Source organism: Robertmurraya beringensis (assembly GCF_042433785.1).
Taxonomy (GTDB): Bacteria; Bacillota; Bacilli; order Bacillales; family Cytobacillaceae; genus Robertmurraya_A; species Robertmurraya_A beringensis.
This window is the reverse complement of record NZ_JBHLUU010000016.1, coordinates 330,022-349,421: the sequence shown is the minus strand read 5'-3', so window position 1 is coordinate 349,421 and position 19,400 is coordinate 330,022. Positions and strand designations below refer to the sequence as shown.

General features: G+C 37.2%; 25 protein-coding genes. 19 read left to right on the top strand and 6 right to left on the bottom strand.

The annotated features are described in order from the left end of the window. The first annotated feature begins 326 nt into the window (after positions 1 to 326). A complete protein-coding gene (locus tag ACFFHF_RS06050) occupies positions 327 to 758 on the top strand; it encodes a CBS domain-containing protein (protein ID WP_160545705.1) in 432 nt (143 codons plus the stop codon). Between the two features lie 193 nt (positions 759 to 951). Further along, complete coding sequence (locus tag ACFFHF_RS06045) at positions 952 to 1,989, top strand: CAP domain-containing protein (protein ID WP_340903092.1); 1,038 nt, start codon at positions 952 to 954, stop codon at positions 1,987 to 1,989. Between the two features lie 31 nt (positions 1,990 to 2,020). Here ACFFHF_RS06045 and ACFFHF_RS06040 read toward each other — a convergent pair whose 3' ends face one another. After that, the gene (locus tag ACFFHF_RS06040; RefSeq protein ID WP_340903093.1) at positions 2,021 to 2,377 is read right to left on the bottom strand and encodes a hypothetical protein; all 357 of its coding nucleotides are present in this window, start codon (positions 2,375 to 2,377) and stop codon (positions 2,021 to 2,023) included. A gap of 6 nt (positions 2,378 to 2,383) precedes the next feature. Beyond that, positions 2,384 to 2,875, bottom strand: coding sequence for a PaaI family thioesterase (locus ACFFHF_RS06035; protein ID WP_160545703.1), 492 nt, complete (start codon positions 2,873 to 2,875; stop codon positions 2,384 to 2,386). Positions 2,876 to 2,993: 118 nt separating this feature from the next. On the opposite strand from ACFFHF_RS06035, the gene ACFFHF_RS06030 reads away from it, so the two are divergent. The 5 genes from ACFFHF_RS06030 to ACFFHF_RS06010 all read left to right on the top strand — a co-directional run bounded on the left by ACFFHF_RS06030 (position 2,994) and on the right by ACFFHF_RS06010 (position 5,064). After that, positions 2,994 to 3,419, top strand: coding sequence for a YlbD family protein (locus tag ACFFHF_RS06030; protein ID WP_160545702.1), 426 nt, complete (start codon positions 2,994 to 2,996; stop codon positions 3,417 to 3,419). Between the two features lie 14 nt (positions 3,420 to 3,433). After that, complete coding sequence (locus ACFFHF_RS06025) at positions 3,434 to 3,673, top strand: YlbE-like family protein (RefSeq protein ID WP_160545701.1); 240 nt, start codon at positions 3,434 to 3,436, stop codon at positions 3,671 to 3,673. 107 nt (positions 3,674 to 3,780) lie between these two features. Then, the gene (locus ACFFHF_RS06020; RefSeq protein ID WP_160545700.1) at positions 3,781 to 4,194 is read left to right on the top strand and encodes a hypothetical protein; all 414 of its coding nucleotides are present in this window, start codon (positions 3,781 to 3,783) and stop codon (positions 4,192 to 4,194) included. Between the two features lie 60 nt (positions 4,195 to 4,254). Continuing rightward, positions 4,255 to 4,692 (top strand): YlbF/YmcA family competence regulator, encoded by a 438-nt coding sequence (locus tag ACFFHF_RS06015; RefSeq protein ID WP_160545699.1) that lies wholly within the window; start codon positions 4,255 to 4,257, stop codon positions 4,690 to 4,692. A 96-nt stretch (positions 4,693 to 4,788) separates the two neighbouring features. After that, positions 4,789 to 5,064, top strand: coding sequence for a YlbG family protein (locus ACFFHF_RS06010; RefSeq protein WP_160545698.1), 276 nt, complete (start codon positions 4,789 to 4,791; stop codon positions 5,062 to 5,064). Between the two features lie 30 nt (positions 5,065 to 5,094). Here ACFFHF_RS06010 and ACFFHF_RS06005 read toward each other — a convergent pair whose 3' ends face one another. Further along, positions 5,095 to 5,484 carry a DUF7147 family protein gene (locus tag ACFFHF_RS06005; RefSeq protein WP_160545697.1) on the bottom strand — a complete coding sequence of 130 codons (390 nt, stop codon included), beginning with the start codon at positions 5,482 to 5,484 and terminating at the stop codon, positions 5,095 to 5,097. A 154-nt stretch (positions 5,485 to 5,638) separates the two neighbouring features. Here ACFFHF_RS06005 and ACFFHF_RS06000 point away from each other — a divergent pair, with 154 nt between their 5' ends. The 3 genes from ACFFHF_RS06000 (at position 5,639) to coaD (ending at position 8,421) form a co-directional block, all read left to right on the top strand. Then, on the top strand, positions 5,639 to 7,066 hold the full coding sequence (locus ACFFHF_RS06000) for a stalk domain-containing protein (RefSeq protein ID WP_160545696.1): 1,428 nt from the start codon (positions 5,639 to 5,641) through the stop codon (positions 7,064 to 7,066). 292 nt (positions 7,067 to 7,358) lie between these two features. Next, on the top strand, positions 7,359 to 7,922 hold the full coding sequence (rsmD, locus tag ACFFHF_RS05995; protein ID WP_160545695.1) for a 16S rRNA (guanine(966)-N(2))-methyltransferase RsmD: 564 nt from the start codon (positions 7,359 to 7,361) through the stop codon (positions 7,920 to 7,922). Between the two features lie 13 nt (positions 7,923 to 7,935). Further along, a complete protein-coding gene (coaD, locus tag ACFFHF_RS05990) occupies positions 7,936 to 8,421 on the top strand; it encodes a pantetheine-phosphate adenylyltransferase (RefSeq protein ID WP_160545694.1) in 486 nt (161 codons plus the stop codon). 36 nt (positions 8,422 to 8,457) lie between these two features. On the opposite strand, the gene spoVV is transcribed toward coaD, so the two are convergent. Beyond that, the gene (gene spoVV, locus ACFFHF_RS05985; RefSeq protein WP_377057698.1) at positions 8,458 to 9,672 is read right to left on the bottom strand and encodes a dipicolinic acid transporter SpoVV; all 1,215 of its coding nucleotides are present in this window, start codon (positions 9,670 to 9,672) and stop codon (positions 8,458 to 8,460) included. A gap of 209 nt (positions 9,673 to 9,881) precedes the next feature. On the opposite strand from spoVV, the gene ACFFHF_RS05980 reads away from it, so the two are divergent. Together ACFFHF_RS05980 and ACFFHF_RS05975 are read left to right on the top strand one after the other, a co-directional pair. Continuing rightward, complete coding sequence (locus ACFFHF_RS05980) at positions 9,882 to 10,664, top strand: patatin-like phospholipase family protein (protein WP_160545693.1); 783 nt, start codon at positions 9,882 to 9,884, stop codon at positions 10,662 to 10,664. Between the two features lie 6 nt (positions 10,665 to 10,670). Then, on the top strand, positions 10,671 to 11,699 hold the full coding sequence (locus tag ACFFHF_RS05975; RefSeq protein ID WP_160545692.1) for a SepM family pheromone-processing serine protease: 1,029 nt from the start codon (positions 10,671 to 10,673) through the stop codon (positions 11,697 to 11,699). Between the two features lie 9 nt (positions 11,700 to 11,708). Here the strand turns inward: ACFFHF_RS05975 and ACFFHF_RS05970 are convergent, their stop codons facing one another. Next, the gene (locus ACFFHF_RS05970; RefSeq protein WP_160545691.1) at positions 11,709 to 12,935 is read right to left on the bottom strand and encodes a nucleotidyltransferase; all 1,227 of its coding nucleotides are present in this window, start codon (positions 12,933 to 12,935) and stop codon (positions 11,709 to 11,711) included. Positions 12,936 to 13,099: 164 nt separating this feature from the next. Between ACFFHF_RS05970 and ACFFHF_RS05965 the strand changes: the two genes are divergently transcribed. The 4 genes from ACFFHF_RS05965 (at position 13,100) to ACFFHF_RS05950 (ending at position 15,426) form a co-directional block, all read left to right on the top strand. Continuing rightward, positions 13,100 to 13,624, top strand: coding sequence for a YceD family protein (locus tag ACFFHF_RS05965; RefSeq protein WP_160545690.1), 525 nt, complete (start codon positions 13,100 to 13,102; stop codon positions 13,622 to 13,624). 84 nt (positions 13,625 to 13,708) lie between these two features. Beyond that, positions 13,709 to 13,882, top strand: a complete 174-nt coding sequence (gene rpmF / locus ACFFHF_RS05960) for a 50S ribosomal protein L32 (RefSeq protein ID WP_023615018.1) — start codon at positions 13,709 to 13,711, stop codon at positions 13,880 to 13,882. Positions 13,883 to 13,969: 87 nt separating this feature from the next. Further along, entirely contained in the window at positions 13,970 to 14,737 is a 768-nt protein-coding gene (locus ACFFHF_RS05955) for an enoyl-CoA hydratase-related protein (protein ID WP_160545689.1), read from the top strand. Between the two features lie 110 nt (positions 14,738 to 14,847). Then, a complete protein-coding gene (locus tag ACFFHF_RS05950) occupies positions 14,848 to 15,426 on the top strand; it encodes an RsfA family transcriptional regulator (protein WP_160545688.1) in 579 nt (192 codons plus the stop codon). Positions 15,427 to 15,476: 50 nt separating this feature from the next. Here the strand turns inward: ACFFHF_RS05950 and ACFFHF_RS05945 are convergent, their stop codons facing one another. Continuing rightward, entirely contained in the window at positions 15,477 to 15,941 is a 465-nt protein-coding gene (locus ACFFHF_RS05945) for an N-acetyltransferase (RefSeq protein WP_160545687.1), read from the bottom strand. Between the two features lie 248 nt (positions 15,942 to 16,189). Between ACFFHF_RS05945 and ACFFHF_RS05940 the strand changes: the two genes are divergently transcribed. From ACFFHF_RS05940 to ACFFHF_RS05930, 3 genes are read left to right on the top strand one after another with little or no spacing between them, the layout of a single operon-like run. Next, entirely contained in the window at positions 16,190 to 17,524 is a 1,335-nt protein-coding gene (locus ACFFHF_RS05940; RefSeq protein ID WP_160545686.1) for an acetyl-CoA carboxylase biotin carboxylase subunit, read from the top strand. Positions 17,525 to 17,539: 15 nt separating this feature from the next. Next, positions 17,540 to 17,752, top strand: coding sequence for an acetyl-CoA carboxylase biotin carboxyl carrier protein subunit (locus tag ACFFHF_RS05935; RefSeq protein ID WP_160545685.1), 213 nt, complete (start codon positions 17,540 to 17,542; stop codon positions 17,750 to 17,752). A gap of 37 nt (positions 17,753 to 17,789) precedes the next feature. Next, positions 17,790 to 19,325, top strand: a complete 1,536-nt coding sequence (locus tag ACFFHF_RS05930; protein WP_160545684.1) for a carboxyl transferase domain-containing protein — start codon at positions 17,790 to 17,792, stop codon at positions 19,323 to 19,325. The last annotated feature ends 75 nt before the right edge of the window (positions 19,326 to 19,400 follow it).

The window sequence follows — 19,400 nt, the reverse complement described above, 5'->3', positions numbered from 1 at the left end:
CGCCCTTGATACTTTTATCGCAACCTTTTTCGACTGTTTGTCAAGAGCGATTGCGGGGCCTCACGTCCCCCCAATGGAAGTGATCTAATACTTTACATAGTTTTCATAGAACTTTTGACACTACCAAACACGATCCCCGTCTACTTGAAACTGAAATGTTCAATATGTAACGATAAATTCTTCATTTTTAATAATAGTAGAAATTATAGGAAGTTGCAATGAGAACGTTCACAAAAGTAACATATGTTTTCTCATATACACTGCGGAATAGTTGACCATACAAAAGGGAACGATAAAAATGATGATATTTTTTAGGAGGGCTTAGGATGAAGACCATAAATGAGTTGATGACTAAGGAAGTCGAATGCTGCACGCTTCTTGATAATGTGTACGAGGTCGCACTTAAAATGAAAGAGCTAAACGTAGGTGCGATTCCAATTGTCGATGGTGATAAGTTAATCGGAATGATTACCGATCGTGATATTGTCGTTAGAGGTGTTGCTGAAAAACATCCTGGTTCGACAAAAGTCGAAGATATCATGAGTAAGCAGATTATAACGGTATCACCTGAAACAACTGCTAGAGAGGCAGCTGAATTAATGGCCAAGCATCAAATTCGACGTCTTCCAGTAACAGAAGGAAAAAAACTAGTTGGAATAGTAGCTCTAGGGGATTTGGCTGTTGAAAAGATCACCGACTATCAAGCCGGTAAGGCCTTATCTGACATTTCCGAACATACTTCTTCTGACATGCATTAATAAAGGCACCTTTTGGTGTCTTTATTTTATTTATGTACAGAGCCTGGTAGGGTATAATAAGATAATAACTACTTTATTATCCTATTTTATTTTCTATGAAATACTATACTATTTATATAATGCTTGCATACAATGATAGAAAGAATGATAGAGAGGAGGATGGCCTCTGAGAAGTTTAGGAAGAATATTGATATTGATTACTGCTATCTTAGGAATTGTATTTTATTTAAATATTCAAAATGGTGACGAGGAGATACTCGTAGAAGACGGTACGCAAAAGAAAGGAAGTAACCAGGACATTTCAAATAATTCGAGCGATGAAGGAACAAACTCTGAAAGACCAACGGACGGAGTTTCTACTTATATCGGAATGTCTAAAGAAACCTTAGAGGAAAACCTAGGCCAACCTAACAGAGTAGATCAGACTTATTATGGGTTTGATTGGTGGATTTATAATGCAGACCCTGCAAATTATTCTCAGATTGGTGTGAAAGACGGGAAGGTAGTAACCGTTTATGCCATCGGTTCGGAAGTGAATATAAGTCCCTTTAAGATAGGCCAACATGTAGATGAAATCTTTTCTTCTAGTTATGTAGAAACAGAAATAGGGTTAGATTTTGAGGGGAGTTCCTATCAATTTGAATTATCAGAATCGGATCTAAATACAAGGCCATTGTTGAAAATGGGGGATATTTTCGTTCAACTCTATATTGATAAATTTACGGCTACATTATCTAGTTTTAGGGTAATGGATGCAGAAACTTTATTGAAGCTAAGACCATATGAACTGGTTTATTTTGGTGAGTTGCAAGAGATTGAACCAGATGAGATGGTACCAGATGAAAAAGTAGAGGATGCAAATGAAAAACAAATATATGATATTACAAATATTATGAGAATGAGATTTGGACTGGCTAGCTTACAGTGGGACGAGAAAACGGCAACAGTAGCCTATGGACATAGCAAGGATATGGAAGAAAGCAATACTTTTTCGCATACATCTGAAAAGTTCGGCGAGCTCACCGATCGCTTAGAGGCCGGGGAAGTTTTTTATCAGGTAGCTGGTGAGAATATTGCCGCAAACTATGCGGATGCTCCAGCAGTTATGGAAGGCTGGTTAAATAGTAAAGGTCACCGGGAAAGCTTATTAAACGAAGACTTTACCCATATCGGAGTAGGTGTGTATAAAAAGTATTACACGCAAAACTTTATCCAAGCTTGGAAAGAATGACAAAAAGGAGCTGAGTGCTCCTTTTTTTACTTTAAAGTATATCATATCTACCAAATCGAAAATGACCTTCCTTCCAATTACCGTACACTCGCACTTCAACTCCGATCTCGAAATCATTGGTAAGGACTTTCCCTTTTACAATTGGAGTAATCTTTGAGACAACAGTTGTTGTCCCGTTATGAATAAGTGTGAGTTTGACTATATGTATATATCGATGATAATAAAAACGTTCTTTTGTTATATTTATTTGATGAATCTTTCCTGTTACAATTGCTTCTTCATATACTTGCTCTAATGCTAACCATTGCTCCGTATGAGATTGTAACTCACGCTTTGAAATAAGATAAAAATAAATAATAATGATAGGTATTACAATGGCAGTTACCAAGTGGGTTCACCCTATATTTTTTTTTTCAATGACAAGAAAACTACCTGTCCCAATGGCTATCTTAACACCATCTGAACGGTGAATTTCTGCGGATAATACGAGTGTTTTTGAGCCTTTATGTTCCATTTTCGCTGTACAGACCATATGTTCTCCAATTCCAGCGGCAATATAATTTATATTCAACTGAGTTGTGACGGCACCATACCCTTCAGGGACAAGTGAATTTGCTAATACACCCATTGCTGTATCAAGCAAAGTTGCGGTCATTCCTCCATGTACAATATGCAAAGTATTATATAAAAGTGGAGAAATAGGAATGGTTATTTCACAATCATCATCCGATATTTTCCGTTCCATTTGCAAAAGGCTAGAGATAAACGTGGTGTTATTACCAGATTTCCAAAGTTGAAAACTTTTTAATAATTGTTCTAGCAATTGTAAATCATGCTCCGTAGCATGAAGAGTAATGTCTTGGATTTGTTTTTGTATATTTTCCATTATATCCCTCCCTTTATCTTTCCTATCCTTTCCATTTTATCATGAAATCTTTGGTGCACATATTTTTCTTTTTTTCATATCGTATTATAGGCATTCGTTTATGTTGAGGTGAAATAAAATGGCCAAAAAGCAACTACATCCTTCCGTACAAAAGTTCAAGGAGTATGTTCGAGCCCACCCTGAACTTATTAAGCAGGTTAGAAGCGGGACAAATACTTGGCAAGAGTTATACGAGGAATGGTATCTATTCGGTGAGGAGGATTCTAAAGAAGATGGAACTGATGATCATCGTAGCCAATCAACGGAATCTACAAAAGAAACTTCAACGGAAGAATCATCTAAAAAGGACTGGATGTCAACGGTACTAGGTGCTGTAAGGAATATGGATCCAAACCAGCTTCAACATCATATCGTGAGTATTAGTTCTGCCTTAGGTGCGATTCAAGGTGTGATTTCCTCCCTACAAGGAGGGAATAGTAGCCCAAATCCACCTAAAAAAAATGTAAGCCCACCGTCACATCCGTTTCACTTTAGACAAGATTAGAAGGGGGCTATTAGATGAGAGAAGAAATTAATGAGTATTTACGTATGCAACCGCAATTAAAACAATTCTTAAGGGAACAGCCCATTTGGTACAGAAAGCTAGGAAGAAATCCACATGACATACAAAGCTTTGAAATTTCAGCATTACACCATTATAAAAAGACCATTCCTCATCGTGTGGAGCAACTCAATCATAGTGTGCAAATGGCGAATATGATGATGAGCATGTTTCAAGCCATGAATAGTAACCAATAAGCAGCCTTCACTTTACAAGAGTTTGAAGGCTTTTTGGTTGGATTTTTGACTAAGCTTGCTGATAATTGCACAAAATATGTAAAATTGTGTGATTGGGGGCAGCAAAGTTGGTAAAGAAAATGGTATGTGTTTTTCTGATTGGACTTATGTTAAATGCTTGTCATAAAGATATCCCAGATCCTGAAGTGAAAAAAGAAATATCTATTGTTCCTATGCACACTGTACGAGCAGAAAATGATGTGGTCGTATTAGGAATGAAATTGGAACATTCATTTACAGTTCAGCATCATGTGAAGAGAAATAATGTTTACGTTGAGTGTTTTATTCCTGATATTTCATTTACCAATCGTAATACGAGCTTAATTGTCTCTGTGGATGGGAAACAGAAAAAAGTAGTAACAACAGCTGCCTTTATTATTAAAGGGCTTTCAAAAGGCTCTCACCAAATTCAATTACAAGTAGTTGAAAAAAATCAAAAACAAGAAGATATGATAAAAGATTTTGAAGTTCTCATAAGGTAGGATGTAAAAAGTTCATTTCTTCGCTCATTCATGGTAAAATATGAATCGGAGGTGAGCGGATTGCTTGCTACATCAGAAACTATAGAAATTCTAGAGTATGCAGAAGAATTGGCTTCAATGGTGCTAGAGTCAACCGTCGTTGAGGCTTATAATATATGCTTGAATAAAGTAAAAAAAGATAGAGAAACACAAAACAAAATTAAAGCGTTCATACAAATGAAGGATCGTTATGAAGAGGTGGAACGTTTTGGAAGATACCATCCTGACTATAAAACTGTCATGATGGAAATCCGCAACTTGAAGAGAGAAGTCGATCTCGACCTTAATGTAGCTGAATTCAAAAAAGCGGAGAATGATCTACAAGCACTTCTTGATGAAATAAGTGTACTTATAGGTCGGTCAGTTTCTGACTTTATTAAAGTTCCAACCGGAAATCCTTTCTTTGAATCAAGTTGTGGTGGAGGTTGCAGCACAGGCGGTAGCTGTGGATGTTCATAAATTAACTGTAAGCATAGGAGAATTCCTATGCTTTTTTTATGCACATGTATGTGTTAGAATAAAAAGACAATTGTGTAATTAAAAAGGAGTAAAGCGATGCTAGGTCAACGTCAAGGAATTATTGTATGGCTATTTTCTCTTAAGCAAGCGAAAATGCTTCGCAAATTTGGGAATGTTCATTACGTATCAAAAAGATTGAAGTACGTGGTCTTATATTGCAATCAAGATGAAACGGAAACAGTCATGGAAAAAATAAAAAGCTACTCCTTTGTTAAAAAAGTCGAGCCATCCTTTAAACCTTTCTTAAAGGTTGAATACGAGAATTCGAGACCAGATAAGGCAAAGGAATACGACTATAAAATGGGAATATAAAAGATCAGGAGGGGATAACCTCCTGATCTTTTATTGTAGTGGAGCGATATAATGATTTAAACGCAAGATGCCTATTATATATTGATAGAATAATTCCTTTTCCGAAAAATCAGTAGAAGGTTTTACATCAAATTGAATAATTTCTTTCCTATATTCACTAGCTAACTTTTCAAATAACTCAAAACGCTTGTTTTTTGTCACATGTGGATTCGGAATTCCTTCACGACAAACATACAGTGGTTGGAAGTTGCCAGGATCAGTGGGCTTTAAAACAACGACTAATGAAGTGACTGATCTTTTATTTATTTCTGTATGTAACGCCATGAAATGCATGAGTCGATGTTTATTTGCTTTAGCAATTTCTAGTAACTCGTATATATCTGAATAGCCCTCTCCTAATTCAATAAACCTCTGGATCAATGAAATGACCTCCTTTTTTTGTATATGGACTTGCAGAGTGGTGTCGAACTAAGTCAAATTTCGTATTTCTTTCAAAAATACTGTGTGACGTGATTCTCTCTATCTGCTATTGTAATGGTAAGAGATTTAAGAGATTTTAACAAGGGGAATGGATATGTGGAAGATACCGTTCACATTTTTTATCATATTATCAGCTGTTATCAGTGGCTTGTTATTTTGGCAATGGGATGCCTATTCAAAAGAACTTGAACAGCCTGCTGACATGGAGAATGCGAATCAAAGGATTTCTATTCAAACAGAAACAGACATATTAGTAATCACGCAAAAGCTAAGTGGTCTTAGAGGAAAAAAGGAAATTCATTTTGTACTTCCTAGTGAAGTAATTTCCTGGAAATGTCTTCTTGAGGATGGAAGTGAATGTGGAAGACAGGAAGAAAGTGAAACATCACTTAAACCTGATAGTAAAGGAAATATCCAAATACAATTCACACTACCGATAAAAGTAAATGAAAAAGCCTTTCTTTTTAATCAATGGTTAGCTTCGTTTTCAAATGTACAAGTGACTGAAACAAAGGTCGAGCTTATCGATTCAACAAAAAGAAATGGAACATGGGTAATGGGTATTCCCTTAAAAGGAAACAAAAAGCTTGATCTTATTGATTATTATGTATTTGAGGGCCAATTAGCTAATCCCTCCCTTTATTGGCAGGCTGATTCTTTATTACAAGAAGAAGTCGACAGGAAGCTTATGATTTACTCCGAGGAGGAGGGAAATCTTCACCCAATATTTAACTCCTTACAGCAGATCTCTAACAGACCTCATGTATCTGTGATAATAACCAACGAGCTACAAGAGGGCAATGGCAACGGAATAATGATTACTCGTCCAAACATAAAACCAGAAATGATAGAAAAGAAACTACTTTACTCATTATTAAAATTAAAGTTTGAGAATCTTCCGATGGAACAAAGCTGGTTAGTTGATCTTCATGTGTCCTTGTTATTAAACATGGAAAGCCAAATTTCTAAAAGTAATCAAGCAATCCAAGAATTAAAATCGAAGCTGACTGAAAAGGAGTTAGAGAGCTATCTCCAAACGTTTTTGTCAGAGGAAACACTTTATACTCCTCCATATTTAGATGAAGTACTTGCAGGTGTAACGGGGAAACAAACAAGCTTCTTTGATGAAAATAAAAATGAAGACACGAAATTGATTCCGTTATATTTCTTAGAAAAGAGAAATATTTCTGTAAAGGGTAAAGTTCAGAAGAATCTTCACATTATTTATATGGGAGATCAAAAACTTTTCCCATTTGAGGAGACGTTATCATCCCTAGGTTTTCAAGTAAAGGTTCTTTCTGATCATGAGACCTTATTGCTTACAAAGGGACTAAATAGTTATCGCTTTTACGTTAATCAAAATATCTTTATTTATAATGAAGAAGACTATGGACTGTTAGAAAATCCACTGACGATGATTAATGATACCATTTATATTGATTATCAATGGTTAACCTCATTGTTTAACATACAGATTGATGAGGATGAGAATACGGTTTATCTGAAGGAATCAACCCATTAAAAAAAGAAAACCCTGCAGAAAATTTTCTGCAGGGTCCTTCTATATCCTACTGGATAGAAGGCAAAGGGAGAGGAGAAACCGGAGGAAGAACTTATGGGGAAACGTAAGTCTTCTCCGCGGTTGGCAACAACATCTCGAATAGATGTTGTTATTTACATTATTTCCACTCCTTGGATGGATATACACGAAAAAACGATATTTTCTTTATAAGTTACAACTATTGGCTTCATAAGGACATTATGATAGGATAAGAAGGAAATTTACATGATTATGAATTGATAGTGGTGAGACAATGAGGGTTGTATCTGGTGAATATAAAGGGATAGCATTGAAAGCGGTTCCTGGAAACTCAACAAGACCTACTACAGATAAAGTGAAAGAATCGATTTTTAATATCATAGGGCCTTATTTCAATGGTGGAATAGGACTGGATTTATTTGCTGGTAGCGGTAGTCTTGGGATTGAAGCGCTGAGTCGCGGAGTAGAAAACGTAATTTTTGTCGATCGTGATGGAAAGGCAATAGCTACAATTAAGGAGAACCTACAAACATGTGGGTTATTAGATCAATCAGAAGTATATAGAAACGATGCGGATCGAGCTTTAAAAGCAATAATGAAAAGGGAGATCAAGTTTGACTATATTTTTCTTGATCCTCCATATAAGAAACAACAACTTGAGCACTTGCTTGAAACCATACAAAATGAAAAACTCCTTACGAATAATGGAATTATTGTTTGTGAACACTCAAAGGATGTTGTCCTTCCTGTTGAGGTTGGAAGTTTGCAGCAAATGAAATTTGAGAATTATGGGATCATATCTATTTCAATTTATGCACTTAAATCGGAAGAAGAATAGGGAGTGACATCTTATGGCAAGTATTGCTGTTTGTCCAGGGAGTTTTGACCCGATTACATACGGCCATCTAGATATTATTACACGAGGTGCTAAAGTATTTGACGAGGTTTTTGTCGTAGTCTTAAGTAATTCATCTAAAAAACCTTTATTTTCAGTTGAAGAACGTACGGAAATGATCCGAGAAGTCACAAAGCACTTGCCGAATGTGAAGGTCGACTCATTTCAGGGGTTACTTGTGGATTATGCTAGTTCAGTCGGGGCAAGTGCCATTATTCGTGGATTACGAGCCGTTTCGGACTTTGAATATGAAATGCAAATCACTAGTATGAATAGAGTTTTAAATGACCAAATTGAGACATTCTTTATCATGACGAATAGTCAGTATTCTTTCTTAAGCTCAAGCATTGTAAAAGAAGTAGCAAAATACAAAGGGAAAATATCTGAATTGGTTCCACCTCTAGTAGAAAAAGCACTAATGGAGAAGAACACAGTCAAATAAATACATAAGAAAACGAGCACCTAGAAGTGCTCGTTTTCATTTTACATTTAATCTTCTTGTATAAACAAAAATATAGATTACTAGAGAAACAATGGTCACGAGTGGACCGATTTGTGCTAGGTAAGAGTACGTGTTTAAAGCCCAAGATCCTGTTTCTAGGACAGACACGGGTATGGCGTTTGAGGGCTGATCACTTTTTGCCAGTCTTTCATAAACGGTTCCCCATAGCAAAAAGGCATATATTGCAGCAAAAAAACCATGCATAATACGAGCAATAAAAAAAGGCTTAAACGCAATATCGGTTTGAGAGGTGATACTTGCTACTTGTGCCTGTACACTAAATCCGCTAAAGGCAAGTATAAAACTAGTAATAACCGCTTGTTGCATAAGGGTTGCTTCCTGAACCTGACTAGTTAGCTGACTTCCCAAGGTAATCTCAAACAATCCAGAAATATATGGAATGCTTAATACATCGGGTAAATGCAAGCTTACAAGGATAAATTCAACAAACTGTCCTAAAAAAGCGGTGATGTGTAGATGGAACAAAAGCTTGTTTATCACTGAAAATAATATGATAAATCCGCCAATCATAAGTAATGTCTGCACAGATGACATAACGGCATCACCGAGCATACGGCCTAAAGGTCTCTGTTCTTTCAATCTTGTACGATGCAATTCTCTTAATGCGAGAGTAATAGAGAATTTTTGCTCCTTGGTACGTTTTTTCTCCTCCGTGTCATTTCCGTAAAATCTCATAATTAACCCAACCGTAATATTGCCTAAATAGTGCGCTAATGCCAATAGAAAGCCGAGTTTTGCATTTCCAAAAAAACCAATGGAAACAGCTCCAAATATAAAGAGGGGGTTAGAGCAATTCGTAAAGGAAACTAATCTTTCTGCTTCTATTTTAGTTAATTGTCCTTCTTGTCTTAATCTAGCAGTGAGTTTAGCTCCTGAAGGGTATCCAGATGCCATCCCCATTGCCCAAACAAAGCCTCCTACACCAGGTACTTTAAATAGTGGGCGCATCAGGGGCTCTAATAATACTCCGATAAACTTAACAACTCCAAAACCTATAAGCATTTCTGAAACGATAAAAAAAGGAAGCAAAGAAGGAAAGACAATCTCCCACCACATGTCTAAGCCACGAATTGATGCATCAACAGATTCTTGTGGGAATGCTATCAACGAAATGGCCATTAATGTTACGGATAGTGCTAATACTACGGTTTTTAGTCTCGATCGAAACACACCTATATCCTCCCTTGAAGGTGAACTTACTGTGCAAGTATGGAAAGAAGTGATAAAATATGAGAAAAGTGGGGACCCCTACATGGAAGGTTACAAATACGAATTTCTTTAATAGGTCTTGTCCTCATAAATCAATATACTCATACAAAATGAAAATAGACCATAAGATTAGAATGTGTAACACAATCTTTTTAAAGGGGGAGGAGTACTTGTCTCGTCCGAAAATTGGATTAGCACTTGGTTCTGGTGGGGCAAGAGGCTTTGCCCATTTAGGTGTAATTAAAGTGTTACAAGCTGAAGGAATCCCTATCGATTTTGTTGCTGGAAGCAGCATGGGGGCACTTGTCGGCTGTTTTTATGGTGCAGGATTAGATGTAGAGAGGCTATATAAGCTTTCTAAAGCATTTAAAAGAAAATATTATTTAGATTATACTGTACCCAAGATGGGCTTTGTTGCTGGAAAACGAGTAAAGGAGCTTATCCGAGTATTTACTCATGGAAAAAATATTGAAGAATTAGACATCCCTGTTGCAGTGATAGCGACTGATTTAATGACTGGTGAAAAGGTCGTTTTCAGGCAGGGCCCAATAGCTGATGCAGTACGGGCTAGCATCTCTATTCCTGGAATCTTTGTGCCAGAAAAGCATAATGGTCGCTTACTTGTAGACGGGGGCGTTGTTGATCGAATTCCGGTTTCTGTCGTGGAAGATATGGGTGCAGATATTATTGTTGCGGTTGATGTTAGTCCAGTAAAATCCACAGCAGAAATTACAACAATTTATGATGTGATTATGCAAAGTATTGACATTATGCAAATGGAGCTCGTTTCAAATCGGGAAGTAAAGTCTGATATTATGATTCGTCCTCCTGTACAAATGTTTAATTCTCGCGCGTTTACAAATATCGAAGAGATTATTGCAATTGGTGAAGAAGAGGCTCTAAAAACCGTACCGAAGATAAAAGAGCTGCTAAGTAATTGGAAGGGGTACTAGAATAAAATGAACAAAAAATGGATCGGGCGTGCTGTACTATATACAATAGCCATCGCTTTACTAGTCGGCGCCTTTTTTTCACTACCCTATTATATAACAAAGCCCGGAATGGCAAAGGAACTCGAACCTATTATTGAGGTGGAAGGTGGGTACAAGGAAGAAGGGAGCTTCATGCTTACTACGGTTGTCATGGGGCAAGCAAATATTTATACGTATTTGTTAGCAAAAATCAGTGAGTACCAAGAAATCTATCCTCTATCAGCCATTCGAGCGGAAGAAGAAAGTGATGAGGAATATAAAGTTAGGCAGTTGCATTCAATGTCAACCTCTAAGCTTGCAGCTATTGAGGTAGCTTATAAAAAAGCGAATAAACCGATTTCATTTGAATATAATGGAGTTTATGTATTAAGTGTAATGGATGGAATGCCTGCGATGGGGCAATTAGAGCCTGGTGATCGTATTTTTCAAGTAGATGAACTTAACTTTAAATCTTCAGAAGAGTTTATTACCTATGTAGGTGATAAACAAGCAGGGGATACAATCACTTTATATTTTGAACGTAATGAGAAAGAAGAAAATGTTACTCTTCCATTAAAAGCATTTGAAGCTGATCAAACAAAGGTTGGTGTAGGAATTGGTTTAGTGGATGATAAAGAAATTATTGTGGATCCAGAGGTTACAGTTGAGACGAGTGATATTGGAGGCCCTTCAGCGGGACTCATGTTCTCTCTAGAAATATATAATCAATTGGTAAAAGAGGATTTAACTAAAGGATACAATATCGCAGGGACAGGAACAATCGATGTAAACGGAACAGTCGGACGTATCGGAGGCATTGAACAAAAGGTAATTGCTGCAGATAAAGCAGATGCTGAAATTTTCTTTGCACCAAATGAAGATGGGGCTGCGAATTCAAACTACTTAGCAGCTGTCCAAACGGCAAAGGATATTGATACAAAGATGAAAATCGTTCCAATTAATACATTTGAAGATGCAATAACGTATTTAGAAGCATTAAAGCAAAAAGAAGAATAGCCTCCCGAGCTATTCTTCTTTTTTTGTAATGAACATAGGCGCACTCTTATAGTCTAAGGATAAAGCAATGTGACGATAGGCTTTCTCGAATCCGAGTGCATATGTTTTAGCCGCCTTAATATCAAGCTCAATCTCTTTTCCTTTGTAGGAGGCAAGTCTTGAGACAATTGGTAGGCTACTGTGCTTTTTCCACTTGTTTAAATACTGCCTTCCCAAATCTGTCATCCCGAGTAGGCGTAGATAGCTAGCACGGTCGCTCAGGTCTCGTATTTGCTCTTTACTTGTATTTGTTAGAATATGAACGCAAAGCCGTTGCAAACGTGTCCATGTATATCTTTTTGTTTTTAGCAACGTCATAAACTCAGAAAATGAACTAGCTTTTTCAACCAGTTGTAAGATTCGATTTTCAATGCCTTCTTCTACTTCGTAAATTTTAGCAAGATCATTTTGATCAGTTGTTAATAAACGATACTGAAGAAGTGGCCAAAAGTTTTCCCATTGAAGAAATTGCCCGAACTGTCTATTATAGTCCACAAGTTCAGTGTAGGTTGTGTTAGGGACATAAGAAGAAAGTTCATCCAATCGTCCATTATTCGTAAAGATAGATTTACGAATGCTTGTTGCACTTGCAATATGGGTGGACGATAATTCTTGATCATGATAATCCGCATTTTTTCTGGCTACCGTAAGCGGTGTTAAGCTTAGGTTTAATTCTTCAATTGCTCGAATATATTGAAAGCCAAGAATATTGTTTGGTTTTGAAAGGTCCATCATCTGACTGGAGGGTCTAAGCTCTTGGAAAGCGGAAGAAGTTGCTCTTGGATAGCTCATTCCCTCATCCATATTCTTTTTGATATGATGGTCAAACGTTTCTTGATGGGTATTTATAAAATTTAGTGTAGAATAAAAGTCTTCTAAATGACCCGATTCGCTACCAAAGCAGACATAATCACAACCTGAAGCAGCTAAAATGTCAATCGCTCCACGAGCAAAAATCTCTGCCTTTTGTGTGGCAAAAGCGTAAGGAAGTTCAAAGACAATATCAACTCCACCTAATAAAGCCATCTTAGCGCGTTGCCACTTTGATAATAGGGCAGGTTCTCCACGTTGTAAAAAGGGACCGCTCATGACAGCAATGACCACATCAGCACCTGACAATATCTTTGATTGTTCTACATGGTAGAAATGTCCGTTATGAAATGGGTTGTACTCAACTACTACTCCAACAGCCTTCATAAAAAACTCCTTGATTTTATTGTGAAAAATAAAGATAATAAGCAAATAATGCTTTTTTACGATTAAAAACAGTGTTTAATGTCTACATTATAGTGTAAAGAAAAAATATTGACAAATAATTATATGAAAGCTATAATTACCTTTGTTGCCTTGAGGTGATTCGTATGAAATGGACATTAAGTCAGTTACAAAAATATCGAAGCAAGGACTTTCCTGTCGATGAAACAGTTAATATGGAAGAGATTATAAAGATTGATCCAACCATACGTCGCGTATCACCAATTCGTGTGACGGGACGAGCTGATATAGATTCGTCAAAAGTAACCTTTCATTTAAAAATAAAGGGTTATCTCGTGTTGCCTTGTTCTCGTACGTTAGTTGACGTGAATTTTCCAATTGATGTCGAAACAACAGAAACTTTCCTCTTAAAAGGACTCGATTATGAGCTTGAAGAGGAAGTTCATCAAGTAAAAGGTGAAGTGATTGATCTTTTACCGGTCATACAAGAAATCCTTTTGCTAGAAGTGCCTATGCAAGTATTTTGTGAAGACTACACTGGGACGGATGGTGCTCCTCAATCGGGTAAAGATTGGGAAGTTATTCATGAACAGGAGAAGCAGGATAAGATTGATCCTCGTCTAGCAGGACTTGCGAAATTACTGGATCAAAATGATCCTTCTTCACAATGAATGTGAAGAAGACAAGAAACATTTGAAGCTCGAGGAAACTTGGACTTCATAACTTTCTTAATACTCTTTAAGGAGGTGGGAAGAATGGCTGTACCTTTTAGAAGAACATCTAAAACTGCGAAAAGAAAGCGTCGTACTCACTTTAAACTACAAGTACCTGGTATGGTAGCATGCCCAAACTGTGGTGAAATGAAACTTGCTCACCGTGTATGTAAAGCTTGTGGAACATACAAAGGAAAAGAAGTTGTAAACGACTAATTTGATTGGCGTAAGCGTCTTACTTAATAGTAAGGCGCTTTTTGCATTTTTTTATTTTTTACTCTTTTATCTGCTGGAGGGATTCTTTTGGTTTATGAGATTATTGAATTAAAAGAAGGATTTTTACAATTTGTTATCAAGAGGCATGAAAGAAGAAATGCAGTGAATTTTGAAGTGATGGATGGGCTTCAAAAAGCTATCGATACCGTGAAGAAATCCAACCATCTAGGACTGGTTGTAACAGGTGAAGGAGATAAAGCCTTTTGTTCTGGTGGAGATTTGTCTGTTTTTCATAAATTAAAGACTGAGGAAGAAGCATATGCGATGCTCTCTCGAATGGCAAACATACTGTATGACTTATTTATGCTTCCTAAGCCGACCATTGCATTAATAAACGGAATAGCAATCGGTGGCGGGTGTGAAATTGCTGCCGCATGTGATTTTCGATTTGCTCATTCTGGTGCCAGAGCTGGATTTGTACAAGGAAATCTAGCCATTACGACGGGGTGGGGTGGGGGGACGATGCTCCTTGAGAGGATGTCTTCTAGTCAAGCTCTATCAATGCTAATGAAAGCAAAAATATACGAAGCTTCGGAATTAAAAGAAATGGGATTTATTGATTTTATGTATGAAGGAAGTCATTTGGAGGGCCTACGGTCTGGATTAGAGACGATGCCGTCCATAGAGACAGATGTGCTTCAAGCCTATAAGCAAATTGTTCTTAGTAGAAGAGACCCACTTAAGTTGAAGGAGCAAGTGTTAAGGGAAGTTCGTCAATGTTCCATTCTATGGGAAAAGGATGCCCACCATGAGAAGGTGAACCGTTTCATTAACAGAAAAAATAGTAATATATAAACATTTTTTACGTTTAAAAGAGAAATTGTTACGAAACCTCTTACATTATCAGTCTATCTTTCCTAGTAGAAGCATATGAATGAATAAAAAACACTAGGAGGGATTTGACAATGCCAACAAATCGTCAAGATGCTTGGTCACAAGATGAAGATTTGCTACTTGCAGAAGTAGTTTTACGTAATATTAGAGGAGGTGGAACACAGCTACAAGCATTCGAGGAAGTAGGAAAACAACTTTCAAGAACCGCTGCTGCTTGTGGATTCAGATGGAATTCATACGTACGTAAGCAATACAAATCTGGAATTGAAATAGCAAAAAGACAGAGAAAAGAACTTAAGAAGAATGCTATTGCTCCAAGTGAGTTTGAGGAATTGGAAGAAAATGAATTGAATGAGCAACCTGCTGTAGAAGTAACACAGACTAGCTCCTTTCAAATAGAGTTCAATGATCTTGTTACATTTTTAAAGGAACTGTACGAGAAAGCAGATTCAAGTCAAAAGGAAGAGCATGATAACTATAAAAAGCACATTCAAGAATTAGAAAAACAGCTTTATTATTTAGCGGCAGAAAATGAGAAGCTTGAAAAGGAACTAAAGCTCATGGAACAAGATTATAAAGCGCTTATCGATATTATGGAGAGAGCTAGAAAGATGGTAGTATTACACGAAGAAGACCGGCAGAAAAAATAAAGAACAAACAGATAAAGCGGACAAATGTCCGCTTTTCTATTTGTTCGCTACTATTCCTTTTCCAGATCGGTTGACCATATTAATGGATTTTCTCCAAAGTCACGTCCGAGATCGTACTCAACGGGTTGAAAGCCCATATGAATCCAAAATTCTCTTGAATTTACTCTTGGGTTTGTCTTGATTGGAAGACCGATATTTTTCGCAAATGCTACTAATGCAGAACCGTACCCTTTGTGTTGGTAATCTGGTAAAACTTCAAGCTTCCAAAGCTCTAAATAGTCACACGGTGGAACAAAGTAGCGGTTGTATTTTGCATCCACTTGATATAAGCTCATACGAGCTACAAGCTTATCTCCAAAATAAATTCCGTAAAAAGGAGATTCACTATCGTTCTCTATAATATTTGCCTCTAAATCTTCTACCATCGAGAGCTCTTGTAATCCATATTCCTTAAACTTTTTAAACTCTTCTAGCGTTTTATAATTTACTTTTAGTTTTTCAACCTTGTACCCCATATAGCTTCCCCCTTGTCTTGTTGCAGTGAAATTCGTTTTATTTTGTATAAGTTTATTTCCCCTTGAATAAACATGAATGGAATCTTCACTACTGCATATGAACTAGACTTGCTTTAATTATATAACAAATTAACAAAAAATTCTGCTTTATTATTTACGAAAACGCTTTCAAAATTTGAAGGATATTGGCTTGCTCATGAAGAAATGATTTTAGATGCCTAAATGTCCAATTAGAAAGGGGAACAATGATGCAAAAGATTCTAATTGCTAATCGGGGAGAAATAGCTTCAAGAATAATTAAAACATGCAACAAAATGGGTATACAAACCATTGCTATTTATTCAGATGCCGACAAGGATTTACCTTTTGTATCTGAGGCAACCACCTCCTATCGAATAGGTGAAGCTCCTGTCGGAAAGTCTTATATGAATCAGAAAGCAATATTAGATATTGTTAAAAAAGAGAAGGTTGACGCTGTTCATCCTGGGTATGGATTCTTATCTGAAAATGCTAGCTTTGCTGAAATCATTCGAAAAGAGGGTACTATTTTTATTGGTCCAAATTCCAAAACTATACAAATGATGGGAGATAAGCTTCTTTCACGTAAAAAGATGTTGGAAGCAGGAATTCCTGTTGTACCTGGCAGTAATGAAGAGCTTACGACAGAAGAAGAGGCAGTAGCAGCAGCTAATTCTATAGGTTATCCTGTGATCTTAAAAGCAAGTGGAGGTGGTGGTGGGATCGGAATGGTTCGGTGCGAGGATGAAAAAACTCTACGTAAAAACTTAGAAACTACCAAAAAAAGAGCAAAAACATATTTTGCAAATGAAAAAGTTTATGTTGAAAAGTACATACAATATGCACGACATATAGAAGTCCAGATCTTTGGTGATAAGCTTGGTAACATCGTTCATTTATTTGAAAGGGATTGTTCGATTCAGCGTCGCCATCAAAAGGTGGTAGAAGAATCACCTTCTCCATTTTTAACAGAGGGTGCTAAAGAGAAAATGCTACAGGCGGCTGTCCGGGCAGCAAAAGCAGTAGGGTATGAGAATGCTGGAACTGTGGAATTTATCGTCGATGAGGAAGAGAATTTTTATTTCCTTGAGATGAATACGAGATTACAAGTAGAGCATCCGGTTACAGAAGCTATTACTGGCATGGATCTTGTAGAATGGCAAATTCTCGTAGCGAGGGGAGAAATATTGCCGTATAAGCAGGAGGAGCTTGAATCAAAAGGGCATGCCATTGAGTTTCGATTATATGCAGAAGACCCTGTGAGCTTTTTGCCTTCACCGGGGCATATTGAGGTATTGGATTGGGGGAAAGGTGATACGAGAGTGGACTCTGGATATAAAGAGGGTGTAGTGGTAACTCCATTTTATGATCCAATGATCGCGAAATGTATTGTTCATGGGGAAAACAGAAATGAGGCTATTGAGAAAGCATCTGGTTTTTTTAACCAACTTCAAATTCAAGGAATTAAAACCAATGCTCCATTATTTAAGCATATTATAAACGATGCTGATTTTAAAACTGGAAAGTATTTTACTAATTACCTATCAGTGAAAAAATTTAACTAACAAGGGGGAGTTTTTATGTTACAAATTACTTCAACAATGGCTGGGACTATTCTTCAAATCAACATATCAGTTGGGGATCAAGTAGAAAGAAATCAAGAAATGGTTATCCTGGAATCAATGAAAATGGAAATTCCTGTGGAAAGTCAAGAAGCAGGGATAGTGAAGGAAATAAAGGTTTCTGAGGGTGATTTTGTTAATGAAGGGGACGTCTTAATCGTATTGGAATAAAGGGTAAATTCCATGAACCAGCCGAGGAGGGATAAAGATGGAGAAGCATTTTTCGGAACAATTAGGGAAAAGAATTAGGAAGATTGAAGAAGGTGGTCAAAGGAAATATCATGAGAAACTTGAGGAACAAAAAAAGCTTTTTGTCAGAAAAAGATTAGAGCTATTATTCGATGATGGCCTATATGAAGAGGATGGGAAGTTTGCCAATTGTCAAAAGGAGGAACTTCCGGCAGATGGTGTCATTACAGCTCTAGGGAAGATTAAAGGGCGAACGGTTTGTGTCATGGCCAATGACTCCACGGTGAAAGCTGGTTCATGGGGAGCTAGAACGGTAGAAAAGATTATTCGAATTCAGGAAGTGGCTGAGAAATTAAAGGTTCCACTTCTATACTTGGTCGATTCCGCAGGGGCTCGGATTACTGATCAACTTGAGATGTTCCCAAATCGTCGTGGAGCAGGGAAAATATTCCACAATCAAGTAAAGTTATCAGGGATGATCCCTCAAATTTGTATTTTGTTTGGTCCATCTGCAGCAGGTGGGGCTTATATTCCTGCTTTTTGTGATATTGTGATTATGGTCGATGGTAACGCCTCGATGTACCTTGGATCACCGCGTATGGCAGAAAAGGTTATTGGTGAAAAGGTCACATTAGAAGAGATGGGTGGAGCAAGGATGCATTGTTCAGTCAGTGGCTGTGGGGATGTACTCGCTCAAAGTGAAGAGGATGCCATTGAAAAAGCTATCACCTATTTACAATACTTCCCTCAAAACTATCAAGCGGCGCCAAGTATAATCAAAGCCGTGGATGTGAAATTTGAAAAGCATCTGGAGGAGATCATACCCTCAAATCAAAATGCACCATTTAATATGTATGACTGTATCAATACATTGGTGGATGAAGGAAGCTTTTTTGAAATTAAAAAGCTGTTTGCAAGCGAACTTATTACCGGATTGGCTAGGATGAATGGTAGGGTTATAGGGATTATAGCCAATCAGCCAAAGGTAAAAGGTGGTGTCTTGTTTATTGATTCAGCTGATAAAGGAGCAAAGTTCATTCAATTATGCGACGCCTTTCATATCCCGTTATTGTTTTTAGCAGATGTTCCAGGCTTTATGATAGGTACAAAAGTAGAAAGGGCTGGAATTATTCGTCACGGAGCAAAATTGATTGCTGCTATGAGTTCAGCTACCGTTCCAAAAATCTCCGTCATTGTTAGAAAAGCTTATGGTGCGGGACTATACGCGATGGCTGGCCCCGCATTTGAACCTGATTATTGTGTTGCGTTACCAACAGCTCAAATTGCTGTCATGGGTCCGGAGGCTGCGGTAAACGCAGTGTACTCGAATAAAATTAATGAAATCTCTGATCCAAAGGAGCGTTTAGCTTTTGTGAAACAGAAGCATGAAGAATATAAAGAGCATATTGATATTTATAAATTAGCTTCTGAATTAATCGTGGATGACGTTGTAGGAGCAAATGATTTACGTCATGTATTGATTCAGAGATTTTCAATGTATGAAACAAAGGATGTTGTATTTAGTAATAGAAAGCATCCGGTGTATCCGGTGTGAGTAAAGACCTCTTTTTGGAGGTCTTTTTTGATACGAATGACCTTTCTAATACCTTCTTTCAATTTCTTCTGGTAA

Coding starts and splice junctions, on each gene's coding strand:
- ACFFHF_RS06050 (WP_160545705.1), top strand. CDS start 327: ATGAAGACCATAAATGAGTTGATGACTAAGGAAGTCGAATGCTGCACG.
- ACFFHF_RS06035 (WP_160545703.1), bottom strand. CDS start 2,875: ATGGAAAATATACAAAAACAAATCCAAGACATTACTCTTCATGCTACG.
- ACFFHF_RS06030 (WP_160545702.1), top strand. CDS start 2,994: ATGGCCAAAAAGCAACTACATCCTTCCGTACAAAAGTTCAAGGAGTAT.
- ACFFHF_RS06025 (WP_160545701.1), top strand. CDS start 3,434: ATGAGAGAAGAAATTAATGAGTATTTACGTATGCAACCGCAATTAAAA.
- ACFFHF_RS06010 (WP_160545698.1), top strand. CDS start 4,789: ATGCTAGGTCAACGTCAAGGAATTATTGTATGGCTATTTTCTCTTAAG.
- ACFFHF_RS06000 (WP_160545696.1), top strand. CDS start 5,639: ATGTGGAAGATACCGTTCACATTTTTTATCATATTATCAGCTGTTATC.
- rsmD (WP_160545695.1), top strand. CDS start 7,359: ATGAGGGTTGTATCTGGTGAATATAAAGGGATAGCATTGAAAGCGGTT.
- coaD (WP_160545694.1), top strand. CDS start 7,936: ATGGCAAGTATTGCTGTTTGTCCAGGGAGTTTTGACCCGATTACATAC.
- ACFFHF_RS05975 (WP_160545692.1), top strand. CDS start 10,671: ATGAACAAAAAATGGATCGGGCGTGCTGTACTATATACAATAGCCATC.
- ACFFHF_RS05970 (WP_160545691.1), bottom strand. CDS start 12,935: ATGAAGGCTGTTGGAGTAGTAGTTGAGTACAACCCATTTCATAACGGA.
- ACFFHF_RS05965 (WP_160545690.1), top strand. CDS start 13,100: ATGAAATGGACATTAAGTCAGTTACAAAAATATCGAAGCAAGGACTTT.
- rpmF (WP_023615018.1), top strand. CDS start 13,709: ATGGCTGTACCTTTTAGAAGAACATCTAAAACTGCGAAAAGAAAGCGT.
- ACFFHF_RS05950 (WP_160545688.1), top strand. CDS start 14,848: ATGCCAACAAATCGTCAAGATGCTTGGTCACAAGATGAAGATTTGCTA.
- ACFFHF_RS05945 (WP_160545687.1), bottom strand. CDS start 15,941: ATGGGGTACAAGGTTGAAAAACTAAAAGTAAATTATAAAACGCTAGAA.
- ACFFHF_RS05940 (WP_160545686.1), top strand. CDS start 16,190: ATGCAAAAGATTCTAATTGCTAATCGGGGAGAAATAGCTTCAAGAATA.
- ACFFHF_RS05935 (WP_160545685.1), top strand. CDS start 17,540: ATGTTACAAATTACTTCAACAATGGCTGGGACTATTCTTCAAATCAAC.
- ACFFHF_RS05930 (WP_160545684.1), top strand. CDS start 17,790: ATGGAGAAGCATTTTTCGGAACAATTAGGGAAAAGAATTAGGAAGATT.